Source organism: Pseudomonas umsongensis (assembly GCF_012647205.1).
Taxonomy (GTDB): domain Bacteria; phylum Pseudomonadota; class Gammaproteobacteria; order Pseudomonadales; family Pseudomonadaceae; genus Aquipseudomonas; species Aquipseudomonas umsongensis.
Genome location: NZ_CP051487.1, coordinates 4,779,905 through 4,795,773 on the forward strand (window position 1 = coordinate 4,779,905; position 15,869 = coordinate 4,795,773).

The window sequence follows — 15,869 nt, forward strand, 5'->3', positions numbered from 1 at the left end:
TGAGCTAAATTCATGTGTGCGGCGATGTTCGATGGGTGCCGGGTCAGTGCAGCGTGACCTGCGTACAACCCATCAATCCTCAGCCGTTTTGTACAGTGCAGTGGACGGCGGCAGTCTGCCAGCCGTCACATCAAGCTGCCACGGACTGCCTTGATAAACGCCTGAATCTTTGCGTGATCCTTGATGCCCTTGCTCGACTCTACCCCGCCACTCACATCCACGGCATAAGGTCGAACCCGCGCCACCGCCTCGGCGACGTTTTCCGGAGTCAGGCCGCCCGCCAGGATAATCGGCTTGTTCAAGCCTTGCGGTATCAATGACCAGTCGAACGCCTGGCCGGTTCCACCGGGAACACCTTCGACATAGGCGTCGAGCAAAATACCGCTGGCACTCGGATAAGCAGCGCAAGCGGCCGCGATATCATCCCCCGCCTTGACCCGCAGCGCCTTGATGTAAGGACGATGCCAGCCCTCGCAATCCGCTGCACTTTCATCGCCATGGAACTGCAGCAGGTCCAGTGGCACGGCGTCGAGGATTTCTCCCAGCTCGCAGCGGCTGGCGTTGACGAACAAGCCCACGGTGGTGACGAACGGCGGCAACGCCTTGATGATCGCGCGCGCCTGCTGGAACGTCACGCCCCGCGGGCTCTTGGCGTAGAACACAAAGCCGATGGCATCGGCCCCGGCCTCGACCGCCGCCAACGCATCTTCTATGCGGGTAATCCCGCAAATCTTGCTGCGAACGGCTGGCATGTCGATAAATCCTCACGGTAAATCCGGGAAAGTCCCGGATGGTAACAAAAGCGTTCGAAGGCGTCAGCCGTCAAGTTCGCTGAAACCGGTAAGGAAATGTGGGCCGATGTAACGCTCGGGCAACTGGAACTCGTCGCGGTACTCGACCTGCACCAGATACAGGCCGAACGGATGCGCCGTCACCCCGCCGGAACGGCGAATCCGGCTCTCCAGCACTTCCTTCATCCACTCCACCGGACGCTCGCCAGCACCGATGGTCATCAGCACGCCGGCGATGTTGCGCACCATGTGGTGCAGGAAGGCGCTGGCGCGAATATCCAGCACGATCATCTTGCCGTGGCGCGTGACTCGCAGGTGATGCAGCTCTTTGATCGGCGACTTGGCCTGGCACTGGCCGGCTCGGAAAGCGCTGAAATCGTGCGTGCCCACCAGGTACCGGGCCGCTTCGGCCATGCGCTCGACGTCCAGTGGACGGTGGTTCCAGGTGATTTCCTCGTTCAGGTGCGCCGGACGGATCTGGTCGTTGTAGATCACATACCGATATCGCCGGGCAATGGCCTTGAACCGGGCATGAAAATGCGCCGGCATGACCTTGGCCCAACTGACGCTGACATCGTGCGGCAAATTGATATTGGCGCCCATGACCCAGGCTTTCATCGAACGCTCGACTTGCGTATCGAAGTGCACCACTTGGCCACACGCATGCACGCCGGCATCGGTACGCCCGGCGCACAGCAGCGAAACGGGAGAGTCGGCCACCTTCGACAAGGCGTTTTCGAGGGTTTCCTGCACCGTGAGCACGCCGGAGGCCTGGCGCTGCCAGCCACGATAACGCGAGCCCTTGTATTCAACGCCCAACGCGATCCGGAAAAAGCCGTCGGCCGCCATTTCGGCGGCCGGGTTATCTATGTTTGCCAAGGAGTGACAGCCTGCTGATGTACGCAAAGGGGGGCATTATAAGGCTGCCGAGCGGGGACGCCAGTACAACAGCAGGTACTGTGGCGAATCGGCTGTCGCCTTCGCGAGCAGGCTCGCTCCCACAGGGGGATTGGTGTCTGTGGGAGCGAGCCTGCTCGCGAAAGCGGCCTCGCAGACGCCATCGCATCACCGCGGCAAACAAAAACGGCAGCCTCAATGGGCTGCCGCTTTGCTTACAACCAACCGCTCAATCACTCAAGCCAGGCGCGCAAGCATCTCCTTCGCTTCGCTCTTCTGCCCGTCGTCGCCTTCGGTCACCACCTCGTTGAGGATGTCACGCGCGCCATCGTTATCGCCCATGTCGATGTAGGCCTGGGCCAGATCGAGCTTGGTGGCGACCTCGTCGGTACCGGACAGGAAATCGAATTCCGGCTCATCATCCACGGTTGCCAGGGCGTCATCCACCGTGAAGCTTGGCTCACTGATGCTCTGGGACAGGCTTTCCAATTCGGCGCTGACGTCATCCAGCTCAGTACCAAATGCCTGCTCAGGCGCCGGAACGTCCATCTCATCGGCCAGCGACAAATCGAAATCCGCCGGCAGGTCCAGATCGTCCAGGGTCACTTGTGGCACGTCCGGCGCTGGCGCCGCCGGCAGGTCCTTGACATCTTCATCCAGGCTCAGCAGGAAGTCGTCCTCGGCCAGGATCGCGGGCGTTGGCTCGCCACCGAGGTCCATATCCAGATCGAACTCCGACAGGTCATCGAGGTTTTCCTTGATTTCAGTCTGCTGCTGCAAGACCGACTCGAAGCTCAGGTCATCGTCCAGCGGGAAATCTTCCAGATCGGCCAGGGTTGTTTCCGGCTCAGGCTCAGGCTCAGGCGCTGGTACGGGTGCCGGCTCAACCGCGACCGGCGTTACCGGCGTGACATTTTCCAGGTCATCCAGACTCAAGTCGAACGCGCTGTCAAAATCGTCATCGAATGCAGCCGGCGCCTGAGGCTCGTCGAGCAACAGGTCCTTGACGTACTGTGCGTCCAGCTCGGCAGCAGCGGCGGCAGCGGCGATACCGCCCGCAGCGACCAGCGCCATGGCCGGGAAGCGGCTCTTGAGTTTTTCCACCTGGGCATAATTGTCGCCATTGGCGACCAACTGCCGCTCCTGGACCACGAACGCGTCGCGATCACCCTGCAAACCGTAGACTTCCATCAGCTTGAGGCGCAAATCGCTGCGTTGAGGCTCCTGCTTGACGCCCTCTTCAAGCAGCGCGGCAGCCTGGTTCAACCGACCGCCGTCGATGTGCGACTGCGCGCGACCCAACACATCGTCGGAATGCTCGGCGGCGGGCGATACCAGTGGCGCGGCAATCGGCGGCGTGACCACGACCGGAGCAATCACCGGAGCGGGGGCGGGGGCGGGAGCTGGCGCTGGAGTCGGTGCAGTGGCCAGTTTCGGGCTCGGTGGCGCATCCTCCAGGTCATCGAAGATGCCTTTTGACAGGTCAAGCTCGGAGGAAAACGCCTGCTCTTCGGCCAGGGCGCGGGCCATGCGCAGATGTTTCTCGGCTTCCTGCTGGGCTTTGCGGCGACGGGCCAGCAACAGCAGCAACAGCAACACCACCACTGCCCCGCCACCCGCCAGACCCAGCAGCCACGGATTGGTCAGCAACTCATTGAATTTCTGCTCATCGGAGGCTGCAGGTTTCGATTCGATCGGTGTTTCTGCCGGAGCCGCAGCAGGCGTCGCTTCAGCCGGAACAGGCGCGGGGGCCGTTGCTTCGGCCGGAACCGGAGCCGGCGCTTCGGCAGGCGTTGCCGCAGGATCAGCGGGCAGCTCAGCCGGGATCGCCGCAGCGGTCGCAGTTGTCGCAGGCGCTCCTGCCGCACCTTCGGCCTGCAATTTGGCCAGTTGGTTGTTCTTCAGCTCAATGAGGCGTTGCAGCTTGTCCATCTGGCTTTGCAGATCGGTCATGCGGCTTTTCAGCTCAGCACTGTCGCGGCGCTTGGTATCGAGACTTTCCTGGGTTACCGCCAACTGGTTGTTCAAGGCCTTGGCATCGCCTGCGACGCCCTTGCCCTTGGCTTTTCCGGATTCGGCGGAAACCAGGCTCAGCTTATCCTGGCCAGCTTGCGATGAAGTGGCTTCACCGCGACCCCGATTGGTGGCGTCAAGCTGCTGCTGGCCTGCTCCAGGCTTGGCGACATAACGACGCCCCTGACGCCAGGCGGTATTTTGTGCAGCCACTTCGGCGATGGCCTTCGATTGCGGCAAGCTCGTGCTTTGCGCCTGATCGGGCAGACGCAATACCTGGCCGGTTTTGAGCCGGTTGATGTTGCCATCGATGAAGGCATCCGGGTTCAGCGCCTGGATGGCCAGCATGGTTTGTTGAATCGAACCGCCATTACGCGCCTTCGCGGCGATTTCCCACAGGGTGTCGCGCCGCGTGGTGGTGTATTCGGACGGTTTGGTCGCGCCAGTGACGGGCGTGGTACCGGTTTGAACAGGTGCAGCTTGCGCAGCCGCGTCAGCGGTCTGCGGCGAGAATTTGGACGGATCGAGCAGCACGCTGTAATCGCGCAGCAGTCGACCGTTGGGCCACATCACCTGAACCAGGAATTTCACCATCGGTTCGGTCAGGGGTTTGCTGGAGGTGACGCGCAGGATGCTTTTGCCGCTGGCGTTGAGTACCGGAGTAAAGGTCAGGTCGTTGAGAAACGCCTGGCGGTCGACACCGGCCTTGGCGAAATCGTCAGGAGAAGCCAGGCTCGGCACCACTTCGGCAGCGGTGAGTTCCTTGACGTCGAGCAACTCGATTTCCGCCACCAGCGGCTGGTTCAGCGTCGACTTCAGGGTCAGTTCCCCGAGCCCGAGGGCATGCGCCATACCGGAGGACAGCGCCGAGGCGGCCGCTATTGCTAACACCAGTTTGCGAACTTGAACCATAGCTTATCCTTAGTTTTCACATTCCTCGGCCAGCGAGGCAGATAGCCGCTGCCGTAAGGCATTGCGCGCGGGCGAAGGTCGCCGCGCGCGATCGTTTCATGCATGCCCTGCAAAGCCCTTCAGGGCGGCTCGCCTTCGACATTACGGCCAAGCATGACGCTCGTTTGGAAGTATCTTTTACAGCAGGTCTTTTATCAACAACTCGGCGACCTGCACAGCATTGAGCGCCGCGCCTTTGCGTACGTTATCTGACGTCAGCCACACATTAAGTTCCGACGGTTCGTCGATCCCCAAGCGCACCCGACCAACGTAGACCACATCCTGCCCTACCGCATCGCCGACCGCCGTCGGGTAATCGCCGGCTTCCACCAACTCGATGCCGGGAGCGTCCTCGAGCGCGGCGTTGACCTTTGCCAGGTCGATATCGCTCGCACACTGCAAGGTCACGCTATAGCTATCGCCAAAAAACACCGGGGCTTGAATGCAAGTGACGGAAATCTTCAATGAAGGCAACGCCATGACTTGACGCAGTTCACGCACCAGGCGCTTTTCCAGCAGGGTATGGCCCTGTTCGTCCGGCTTGCCGACCTGGGCCAGCAGGTTAAAAGCCATCTGCCGGTCAAAGAAGGTTGGCTCCAGTGGGCGAACGTTCAGCAATTCGGCGGTTTGCCGGGCCAGCTCTGTCACGGCTTCGCGGCCCTGGGCCGATACTGCCAGGCAGGCGGTCAGGTTGATGCGTTGCAAATCGAGCAGCCCCAGCAGGGGTGCGAGCAGCACCGCCAGGGTGCTGGCCGCCGGGCTCGGGCTGCTGACCTGGAAGGGCTTTTTCAGGCCGGCCAGCACTGAAGCATTCGCTTCCGGGACCACCTGTGGCGCTTGCTCGGCCGGCAAGGCGCCAGACAGATCGATGATCGAGCAACCGGCCGCCGTGGCACGCGCGGTGTAACTCAATGTCACCGCTGGACCGGCGGCAAAAAATACTAACTGGACCTTGCCAAAATCGAACTCATCGACTTCACGCACCCGTACGTTCTTGCCGCGGTACGGCACCGAACTGCCGGCGGATTCACTGCTGGCCAGCAGATGCAGGCTGCCGATCGGAAAATCACGTTCTTCGAGGATCTGCACCAGCGTTTCGCCGACAGTACCGGTGGCGCCGATCACGGCAATATCAAGGGTCTGGCTCATGGTTTTACCTCTGGCGAAACGGGGGGAGCGGCACTTTACCGGGTGGGGGGCATGCAGGCAATTCTGCCGGATTTTTGCTGTGGCTGTACCGACCCCTTCGCGGGCAAGCCCGCTCCCACAGTTGATTGCGGTCTGATGTGGAAGCGAGCCTGCTCGCGAAGGGGTCGGTATAAACACCCCATCAACATCAGATTGCCGGAATAAAAAAACCCGCACCTCTTTCAAGGCGCGGGTTCTTTAATGGCTTCAATCGATCAACGCTCGAGCAAGATCCGCAGCATGCGACGCAGCGGCTCGGCCGCGCCCCACAACAGCTGGTCGCCGACGGTGAACGCGCCGACGAACTGCGAGCCCATGTTCAGCTTGCGCAGGCGGCCAACCGGGATGTTCAGGGTGCCGGTAACCTTGTTCGGGCTCAGTTCCTGAATGCTGGTCTCACGGCTGTTCGGCACCAGCTTGACCCAAGGGTTGTGCTGGCTGATCAGCCCTTCGATATCGGCGATCGGTACATCTTTGTTCAGCTTGATGGTCAGCGCCTGGCTGTGGCAGCGCATGGCGCCGATGCGCACGCAGATGCCATCCACCGGGATCGGGCTCTTGAAGCGACCGAGGATTTTGTTGGTCTCGGCCTGGGCCTTCCACTCTTCACGGCTTTGACCGTTCGGCAGTTCCTTGTCGATCCACGGGATCAGGCTGCCAGCCAGCGGTACGCCGAAGTTTTCGGTCGGGTACGCGTCGCTGCGCATGGCTTCCGCCACACGACGATCGATGTCGAGGATCGCACTGGCCGGATCGGCCAGTTGATCGGCAACAGCGGCATGGGTCGCACCCATTTGCTTGATCAGTTCACGCATGTTCTGCGCGCCGGCACCGGAGGCCGCCTGATAAGTCATGGCGCTCATCCACTCCACCAGGCCAGCCTCGAACAGGCCGCCCAGGCCCATCAGCATCAGGCTGACGGTGCAGTTGCCACCGATGTAGTTCTTGGTGCCCGCGTCCAGCTGCTGATCGATGACCTTGCGGTTCACCGGGTCCAGCACGATGACGGCGTCATCCTGCATGCGCAGGCTGGAGGCGGCATCGATCCAGTAACCCTGCCAGCCGGCTTCGCGCAGTTTCGGGAAGACTTCGCTGGTGTAGTCGCCACCCTGGCAGGTCAGGATCACGTCGAGGGTCTTCAGCTCTTCAATGCTGTAAGCGTCCTTGAGCGGAGCAATGTCCTTGCCCACGGACGGGCCTTGGCCACCGACATTGGAAGTGGTGAAAAACACCGGCTCGATAAGATCGAAATCCTGCTCTTCCAGCATCCGCTGCATGAGCACGGAACCGACCATACCGCGCCAACCGATCAGACCTACACGTTTCATCGCAACTACACCTTCTTGAAATGTGGGCCGCTGCTTTAGGGGGTGAAATCAGGCAGCGGGCCCGAGAGATTACAGATTCCGCAGCGCGGCGACTACTGCGTCGCCCATTTCCTGCGTACCGACTTTAGTGCAACCGTTCGACCAGATGTCACCGGTGCGCAAGCCCTGGTCCAATACCAGGCTTACCGCTTTTTCGATGGCATCGGCGGCGGCCTGCTGGTTGAAGCTGTAGCGCAACATCATCGACACCGACAAAATGGTCGCCAACGGGTTGGCGATGCCTTTACCTGCGATGTCCGGTGCCGAACCGTGGCACGGCTCGTACATGCCTTTGTTATTGGTGTCCAGGGATGCCGACGGCAGCATGCCGATGGAACCGGTGAGCATCGACGCCTGGTCGGACAGGATATCGCCGAACATGTTGTCGGTGACGATCACGTCGAACTGCTTCGGTGCCCGCACCAGTTGCATGGCAGCGTTGTCGACGTACATGTGGCTCAGCTCGACTTGTGGGTAATCCTTGGCCACTTCCTCGACGATTTCACGCCACAGCTGGCTGGAGGCCAGCACGTTGGCCTTGTCCACCGAGCAGAGCTTCTTGCCGCGGACCATGGCCATGTCGAAACCGACACGGGCGATGCGGCGGATTTCGCTTTCGCTGTATGGCAGGGTGTCGTAGGACTGACGCTCGCCGTTTTCCAGGGTCCGGGTGCCACGTGGCGCGCCGAAGTAGATACCGCCGGTCAGCTCGCGAACGATCAGGATGTCCAGGCCGGCAACGATTTCCGGTTTCAGGCTGGAAGCCTCGGCCAGTTGCGGGTACAGGATCGCCGGACGCAGGTTGCCGAACAAGCCCAGTTGCGCACGAATTTTCAGCAGGCCGCGTTCAGGACGGATATCACGCTCGATGGTGTCCCATTTCGGGCCGCCCACCGCGCCCAACAGTACGGCGTCCGCCGCGCGGGCACGCTCCAGGGTTTCATCGGCCAAAGGTACGCCGTGCTTGTCGATGGCCGCGCCACCGATCACGTCGTGACTCAGCTCGAAGCCCAGGGCGTACTTGTCGTTGGCCAGTTCCAGCACCTTGACCGCTTCGGCCATGATTTCCGGGCCAATACCGTCACCTGGGAGAATCAGAATCTGCTTGCTCATGCGTTCCTCATGTCATCAGTCGGTGCGCCCTCGGGCGCTCCCGGAAAAAGTCTGTTAGTCGCTTATCTTTCAGCCATCAGCACCAGCACATCGGTACTGAACGATCCATCGGCTTCAATCTCAAAATATTCGCGCACCTCGTTACCCATCGACTGCTGCAACTCGCGGATCGCCGCGCGCATCACCTCTGGCGTGCGCATGCGCTCGACCCAGGAGCTGTATTCCAGGCGCAGCCGCTGGCGGCTAGTGCTGCGGGTATGCAGCCCCGCCTCACTGACCTGGCGCAACCACTCACCGGCGCTATAGTCGCGCACATGGCTGGTGTCGCGCAGCACTTCGACGCTTTGCAGGTAAGTGTCGAACAATGGGCTGCCTGGTGACAACACGTCGATGAAAGCCGCTACGCCACCCGGTTTCAGCACCCGGCGCACTTCCCGCAAGGCCAGGCCGAGATCGCTCCAATGGTGCGCCGAATAGCGGCTGAAAACGAAATCGAACTCGCCATCGGCGAACGGCAGGCGCTCGGCGGCGCCGTTGATCGTGGAAATATTGCTCAGGCCCCGATCAATGGCTGCGGCGGCGACCACGTCGAGCATTTGCTGCGACAGGTCGTAGGCCACCACTTCCTTGACCAGCGAGGCCACCTGAAAACTCACGTGACCGGCGCCGCACCCCAGGTCCAGGACCCGCGCCTCGCCCTGTCCCGCCAGTTCGGCCTGTAGCAGCGCAAATTCGGTGCCTTGAGCGTGTACGGCGCTGCTCAGGTAGGCCGCGGCCTGTTCACCGAATTGCTTTTGGACTACCTGGCTGTGCTGGGCGGTGCTGGTCATGGGGGACTTCCTTTTTGGGGTTGAGTCTTGTGGTGTTTGTTCGGGCCTCTTCGCGAGCAGGCTCGCTCCCACAGTGGAATGCATTTCAAATGTGGGAGCGAGCCTGCTCGCGAAGGCGTCATCACGTCCTACGCAAAATCAAGCGTCGCGAAACAACCACGGCTGGCTCGCCCGGTGCTTGGCCTCGAACGCCGCGATCGCATCACCGTCTTGCAAGGTCAAACCGATATCGTCCAGGCCATTGAGCAGGCAGTGCTTGCGGAACGCGTCGATTTCAAAGCTCAGCACTTTGCCGTCCGGGCGGGTCACAGTCTGGGCCTGCAGGTCGATCTGCAGCTGGTAGCCCGGATTGGCCTCGACCTGCTGGAACAGCTCGTCGACTTCAGCGTCGCTCAAGATGATCGGCAGCAAGCCGTTCTTGAAGCTGTTGTTGAAGAAAATGTCGGCATAGCTCGGCGCGATGATGCTGCGGAAACCGTACTCTTCCAGCGCCCATGGCGCGTGCTCGCGGCTGGAGCCGCAGCCAAAGTTCTCGCGGGCCAGCAGCACGCTGGCGCCTTGGTAACGCTCGGCGTTGAGGACGAAGTCCTTGTTTAATGGGCGCTTGGAGTTGTCCTGATAGGGCTGACCCACGTCCAGGTAACGCCATTCGTCGAACAGGTTCGGACCGAAACCGGTGCGCTTGATCGACTTCAAGAATTGTTTCGGGATGATCTGGTCGGTGTCGACGTTGGCACGATCCAGAGGCGCGACAAGTCCAGTGTGCTGGGTAAAAGCTTTCATGCTGCGCTCCTTTAGATCAATTCACGGACGTCGACGAAACGACCGTTCACCGCGGCGGCGGCGGCCATGGCCGGGCTCACGAGGTGGGTACGACCACCGGCACCCTGGCGGCCTTCGAAGTTGCGGTTCGACGTGGAAGCGCAATGCTCGCCAGACTCCAAGCGGTCCGGGTTCATCGCCAGGCACATCGAGCAACCCGGCTCGCGCCATTCGAAACCGGCTTCGAGGAAAATCTTGTCCAGGCCTTCCGATTCGGCCTGTGCTTTCACCAGGCCCGAACCCGGCACCACGATGGCCTGCTTGATGGTGGAGGCCACCTTGCGGCCCTTGGCGATCACCGCCGCTGCGCGCAGGTCTTCGATCCGCGAGTTGGTGCAGGAGCCGATGAACACACGGTCCAACTGAATGTCGGTGATCGCCTGATTGGCGGTCAAACCCATGTACTTCAGGGCGCGCTCGATGGAACCGCGCTTGACCAGGTCCATTTCCTTCGCAGGGTCCGGAACGTGCTGGTCGACCGCCAGGACCATCTCGGGCGAAGTGCCCCAGCTGACTTGCGGCTTGATCTGGGTCGCGTCGAGTTCGACAACCGTGTCGAACACCGCGTCGGCATCGGATACCAGGTCTTTCCAGGCTTCGACGGCCAAATCCCATTCCGCGCCTTTCGGGGCGAATGGACGGCCCTTCACGTAAGCCACGGTTTTTTCATCGGCGGCTACCAGGCCAACGCGAGCACCGGCCTCGATGGACATGTTGCAGATGGTCATGCGGCCTTCAACGGACAGGTCGCGAATCGCGCTGCCGGCGAATTCGATGGCGTGGCCGTTACCACCGGCGGTACCGATCTTGCCAATCACGGCGAGCACGATGTCCTTGGCAGTCACGCCAAACGGCAATTGGCCTTCGACGCGAACCAGCATGTTCTTCATTTTCTTGGCGACCAGGCACTGGGTGGCGAGCACGTGCTCGACCTCGGAAGTGCCGATACCATGGGCCAGGGCACCGAACGCGCCGTGGGTCGAGGTATGGGAGTCGCCGCAGACCACGGTCATGCCCGGCAAAGTAGCGCCCTGCTCCGGGCCGATGACGTGGACGATGCCTTGGCGGACGTCATTCATCTTGAATTCGACGATGCCGTATTCATCGCAGTTATCGTCGAGGGTCTGGACCTGCAAACGCGAGACCTGGTCGGCAATGGCTGCGATGCCGCCCTTGCGCTCCGGGGTGGTCGGTACGTTGTGGTCCGGGGTCGCGATGTTGGCATCGATGCGCCATGGCTTGCGCCCGGCCAGTCGCAGCCCTTCGAAAGCTTGCGGCGAAGTCACTTCGTGGATGATGTGACGATCGATATAGATCAGCGCCGAGCCATCGTCGCGCTGTTTGACCAAATGCGAATCCCAGAGCTTGTCGTAGAGCGTTTTGCCGGCCATCAGACGGTTTCCTCATCAGCTTGTTTCTATGCCCTGGGTCTTGAGTGGTTCAATAACCCTTTGGCTTGTGAGGCTGATCCTATGGGGTTAGATTAAATAACTCAAATTCATATTTTTTATGCTTTGGATAACCAACTGGAATACAGCAATGGACCTCGCCAATCTCAATGCCTTTATTGCCATCGCCGAGACCGGAAGCTTCTCCGGCGCCGGCGAGCGACTGCATCTGACCCAACCGGCGATCAGCAAGCGCATCGCTGGCCTGGAGCAGCAATTGAAGGTGCGCCTGTTCGATCGGCTGGGCCGCGAAGTCGGCCTGACCGAGGCCGGCCGCGCCCTGCTGCCCCGGGCCTATCAGATCCTGAATGTCCTTGATGATACGCGCCGCGCCCTGACCAACCTCACCGGGGAGGTGACCGGTCGTCTGACCTTGGCCACCAGTCACCATATCGGCCTGCACCGTTTGCCGCCTTTATTGAGAGAGTTCACTCGGCGTTATCCCGAGGTGGCGCTGGATATCCAGTTTCTCGATTCGGAAGTGGCCTACGAAGAAATCCTCCATGGTCGGGCTGAACTGGCGGTCATCACCCTGGCGCCGGAGCCCCATGCCTTGGTCAAGGCCACACCGGTGTGGGACGACCCGCTGGACTTTGTGGTCGCCCCGGAGCATTCGTTGCTCGGCAACGGCAAGGTCAGCCTCGCGGACATCGCCCGACACCCGGCGGTGTTCCCCGGCGGCAACACGTTCACCCATCACATTGTCCAACGCCTGTTCGAGGCCCAAGGCCTGACGCCGAACATCGCCATGAGTACCAATTACCTCGAAACCATCAAGATGATGGTGTCGATCGGCCTGGCCTGGAGTGTCTTGCCACGCACCATGCTCGACGACCAGGTTGCGCGAATACCTTTACCGGGCATACAACTGACTCGCCAGCTAGGCTATATCCTGCACACAGAAAGGACGCTATCGAATGCAGCGCGGGCCTTCATGGCCTTACTAGATGCCCAGATCGATCTGCCAGGGACTCAAGGCTAACTTGTGCTACTCCTATAGAGCCCGAATTTCTGTACCCGAGACCCAATTCAGCTCAAGGCTTGCCAATGCCGAAATCTGTTGACCGTATTCCGCCGATGCCGCGCATCCAGGCGCTTGACCCGAAAAGCTCCGAACAAAGCTGGGAAAGTGCCTCGCAATTGCTGGCCGCGCTCAATGGCGCGCGGCTGGGCGCGTGGTATTGGGATATCGAGCGTGGGCAGATCAGTTGGTCCCGGGGCACGCAGGCGCTGTTTGGCTTCGACCCCCGGCAACCGTTGCCGGCCGACCTGGAATACCTCGACTTGTTGCCTGCCGAAGATCGGGCAAAGACCCTTCGCGCCTTCCATGCCGTGATCGCAGGCGCACCGCTCGAGCAAGCGATGCACCACCGCGTTCGCTGGCCCGACGGCAGCCTGCATTGGCTGGAGATCAGCGGCAGCCTGCTGCCGGACAAGCTCGGCCGTCCCCGAATGATTGGCGTGATCCGCGAAATCACCCACCAGCGTCTGCGCGAACAGGCGCTGAGCAGTTCGGAAAAACGCTTCGCGACGCTGTTTCACTTGTGTCCGAACATGGTCCTGCTGACGCGCCAGGAAGACGGCCTGATCACCGAAGCCAACCAGTATTTCGAAAGCCTGTTCGGCTGGCCGGTGCAGGACGCGATCGGCCGCACCACGCTGGAACTGGGCCTCTGGGTGCACCCCGAGCAACGCGCGCAACTGGTCAAGGCGACCAAGGCCAAGGGCGAGCTGACCAATATGGAGGTGCAGTTTCGCGCCAGCAACGGGCAGGTCCACGATGGCATCCTCAGTGCGCAAAAGGTCGAACTCGAAGGCCAGCCCTACCTGCTGAGCACTTTCCTCGACACCACCGAACGCAAAGCGGCCGAACACGCCCTCAAAGACAGCCAGGAGCGCCTCGACCTGGCCCTGGACTCGGCACAACTGGGCACCTGGGACTGGCACATCCCCAGCGGCATGCTGTATGGCTCGGCGCGCGCCGCCCAGTTACACGGCATGGAGCCCATTCCATTCCATGAATCCTTCGACGACTTTTTCGAAGGCGTGCCCGGCGAAGAACGCGACACCATGCGCGATGCCTACCGCAGCCTGCGCGAAGGCCCCGCCGGCAACTATCAGCTGACCTATCGGGTGCAAATGCCGGATGGCAGCTCTCGCTACCTGGAGAGCCGCGCCCGCCTCTACCGCGATGAAAACGGTGTCCCCCTGCGCATGGCCGGCACCTTGCTCGACATCACCGACCAGGTCGAGCGCGAACAGCGCCTGATAGCTTCCGAAGAGAAATTCGCTACCCTGTTCCAGGTCAGCCCGGACCCGATCTGCGTGACGCGCCAGGACACCGGGCAATTCATCGAGATCAACTCCAGCTTCACCCAGACCTTTGGCTGGAGCGCCGCCGACGTGATCGGCCGCAGTGCCGACGAAATCGGCCTGTGGGACGCTTCGGCAAAAAGCCTGCAGCGGATCGAACAGGTGATCCGCGAACAAGGCCTGAACAATGTGGCAATCCTCGTCCAGCACAAGGATGGGCAGTCGCTGACTTGCGTGATTTCCAGCCGTCAGATCAGCGTCAGCGAACAGCCCTGCATCGTCACCACCTTGCGCGACATCACCCAACAGCAACGCTCGGAAGCGGCGCTCAAGGCCAGCGAAGAGAAGTTCGCCAAGGCCTTCCACTCAAGCCCCGACGCCATCACCATCACCGAACGCGATACCGGACGCTATCTGGAGGTCAACGACGGCTTTTGCCGCCTGACCGGCTACCGCGCCGATGAAGTGATCGGCCGTACCGTGTATCAGGTAGGGATCTGGGCTGAAGAAAAACAACGCTCGGCGTTGCTGGCCGAACTGCAGATCAAGGGCCGGGTACATCACCAGGAAATGCTCGGGCGCAACAAGCGCGGCGAATTGCTGACGGTAGAAGTGTCGGTAGAGCCGATCACCCTCAACGAAACCGCGTGCCTACTATTGACCGCGCGGGACGTCAGCCTGCTGAAAAATGCCGAGGCGCAGATCCGCCACCTGGCCTACCACGACCCGCTGACCAACCTGCCCAACCGCGCACTGCTGATGGATCGCCTGAGCCAGCAGATCGCCCTGCTCAAGCGCCACAACCTGCGCGGCGCCTTGATGTTCCTCGACCTCGACCACTTCAAGCACATCAACGATTCCCTCGGTCATCCGGTGGGCGATACGGTGCTGAAAATCATCACCGCACGCCTGGAAGCCAGCGTGCGCATGGAAGACACCGTCGCGCGCCTGGGCGGCGATGAATTCGTGGTGCTGCTCAGCGGCCTCGAAGGCTCGCGCAACGAGGTCAGCGCTCAGGTCTGTGAACTGGCCGATACCATTCGTGAGCTGCTGTCTGAACCGATGTTCCTCGACGGTCAGCGCCTGCAGGTGACACCGAGTATCGGCATTGCGTTGATTCCCGACCATGGGTCCACGCCGACCGACCTGCTAAAGCGTGCCGATATCGCCCTGTATCGCGCCAAGGATTCAGGACGCAATACCGCGCAGATGTACCACAACACCATGCAGAAAGCGGCGAGCGAGCGCCTGCGCATGGAAACCGACCTGCGCCTGGCGCTTTCGCGCGGCGAGTTTCGCGTGCACTACCAACCCCAGGTGGACGCCCGGGATAACCGCATTGTCGGTGCCGAAGCGCTGGTGCGCTGGAACCATCCGGAGCTCGGCGCGCAGTCGCCCACCGAGTTCATCAAGGTGCTGGAAGACAGCGGGTTGATCCTGGAAGTTGGCACCTGGATCGTCGACGAAGCCTGCCAGGCCTTCAGGCAACTGATCGCCGATGGCCGGGTGGACCCGCTGAAATTCAGCCTATGCGTCAACATCAGCCCGCGCCAGTTCCGCCAGAATGACTTCGTCGAGCGCATCGAAAACAGCCTCGCCACCTACGGCCTGCCCAGTTCGCTGCTGAAACTGGAAATCACCGAAGGCATCGTCATCCAGAACCTGGAAGACACCATCAACAAGATGCTGCGCCTGAAAAAGCTCGGCGTGAGCTTTGCCATGGACGATTTCGGCACCGGTTATTCCTCGCTGACCTACCTCAAGCGCCTGCCGGTCGACACCCTGAAAATCGACCAGTCATTCATTCGCGACGCTACCACCGACCCCAACGACGCCGAGATCATCCGCGCCATCGTCGCCATGGCCCGCAGCCTCGGGCTGAAAATCATCGCCGAAGGGGTGGAGACCTCGGAACAGCTGGAATTCCTGCAGGGGCTGGGCTGCCATCTCTATCAGGGGTACCTGCATAGCCGGCCGCTGCCGGTGGAGGAACTGCAAAAGCTCCTGTTGTAGGAGCGAGCATGCTCCGGGCGGCGTTCCGACGATGGTCGTCAACGATGATGCGGGAAACCTGACGCCCCGTGGCGCTCTCAGGTTCATCGCGAGCATGCTCGCTCCTACAAAAATCCCCACCTT

General features: G+C 61.3%; 11 protein-coding genes. 2 read left to right on the plus strand and 9 right to left on the minus strand.

The window, feature by feature from the left end:
• Window positions 1-125: 125 nt before the first annotated feature.
• From HGP31_RS21575 to leuC, 9 genes are all read right to left on the minus strand, one after another.
• Window positions 126-752 carry a phosphoribosylanthranilate isomerase gene (locus tag HGP31_RS21575; protein WP_020795484.1) on the minus strand — a complete coding sequence of 209 codons (627 nt, stop codon included), beginning with the start codon at window positions 750-752 and terminating at the stop codon, window positions 126-128.
• 63 nt (window positions 753-815) lie between these two features.
• Entirely contained in the window at window positions 816-1,640 is an 825-nt protein-coding gene (gene truA, locus HGP31_RS21580; protein WP_033039317.1) for a tRNA pseudouridine(38-40) synthase TruA, read from the minus strand.
• A 285-nt stretch (window positions 1,641-1,925) separates the two neighbouring features.
• Complete coding sequence (locus tag HGP31_RS21585; protein WP_020795486.1) at window positions 1,926-4,613, minus strand: motility hub landmark protein FimV; 2,688 nt, start codon at window positions 4,611-4,613, stop codon at window positions 1,926-1,928.
• A 177-nt stretch (window positions 4,614-4,790) separates the two neighbouring features.
• Window positions 4,791-5,801, minus strand: a complete 1,011-nt coding sequence (locus tag HGP31_RS21590) for an aspartate-semialdehyde dehydrogenase (protein WP_020795487.1) — start codon at window positions 5,799-5,801, stop codon at window positions 4,791-4,793.
• Between the two features lie 254 nt (window positions 5,802-6,055).
• Complete coding sequence (asd, locus tag HGP31_RS21595) at window positions 6,056-7,168, minus strand: aspartate-semialdehyde dehydrogenase (protein ID WP_007975660.1); 1,113 nt, start codon at window positions 7,166-7,168, stop codon at window positions 6,056-6,058.
• A gap of 69 nt (window positions 7,169-7,237) precedes the next feature.
• Window positions 7,238-8,320 carry a 3-isopropylmalate dehydrogenase gene (leuB, locus tag HGP31_RS21600; protein ID WP_020795488.1) on the minus strand — a complete coding sequence of 361 codons (1,083 nt, stop codon included), beginning with the start codon at window positions 8,318-8,320 and terminating at the stop codon, window positions 7,238-7,240.
• Window positions 8,321-8,382: 62 nt separating this feature from the next.
• On the minus strand, window positions 8,383-9,150 hold the full coding sequence (locus HGP31_RS21605) for a class I SAM-dependent methyltransferase (protein WP_020795489.1): 768 nt from the start codon (window positions 9,148-9,150) through the stop codon (window positions 8,383-8,385).
• Window positions 9,151-9,288: 138 nt separating this feature from the next.
• Window positions 9,289-9,933, minus strand: a complete 645-nt coding sequence (gene leuD / locus HGP31_RS21610; RefSeq protein ID WP_008056361.1) for a 3-isopropylmalate dehydratase small subunit — start codon at window positions 9,931-9,933, stop codon at window positions 9,289-9,291.
• 11 nt (window positions 9,934-9,944) lie between these two features.
• The gene (gene leuC / locus HGP31_RS21615; RefSeq protein WP_020795490.1) at window positions 9,945-11,363 is read right to left on the minus strand and encodes a 3-isopropylmalate dehydratase large subunit; all 1,419 of its coding nucleotides are present in this window, start codon (window positions 11,361-11,363) and stop codon (window positions 9,945-9,947) included.
• Between the two features lie 148 nt (window positions 11,364-11,511).
• Here leuC and HGP31_RS21620 point away from each other — a divergent pair, with 148 nt between their 5' ends.
• Both HGP31_RS21620 and HGP31_RS21625 read left to right on the plus strand, forming a co-directional pair.
• Window positions 11,512-12,402 carry a LysR family transcriptional regulator gene (locus tag HGP31_RS21620; protein WP_020795491.1) on the plus strand — a complete coding sequence of 297 codons (891 nt, stop codon included), beginning with the start codon at window positions 11,512-11,514 and terminating at the stop codon, window positions 12,400-12,402.
• Between the two features lie 65 nt (window positions 12,403-12,467).
• Window positions 12,468-15,746 carry a PAS domain S-box protein gene (locus tag HGP31_RS21625; RefSeq protein ID WP_020795492.1) on the plus strand — a complete coding sequence of 1,093 codons (3,279 nt, stop codon included), beginning with the start codon at window positions 12,468-12,470 and terminating at the stop codon, window positions 15,744-15,746.
• Window positions 15,747-15,869 lie beyond the last annotated feature (123 nt).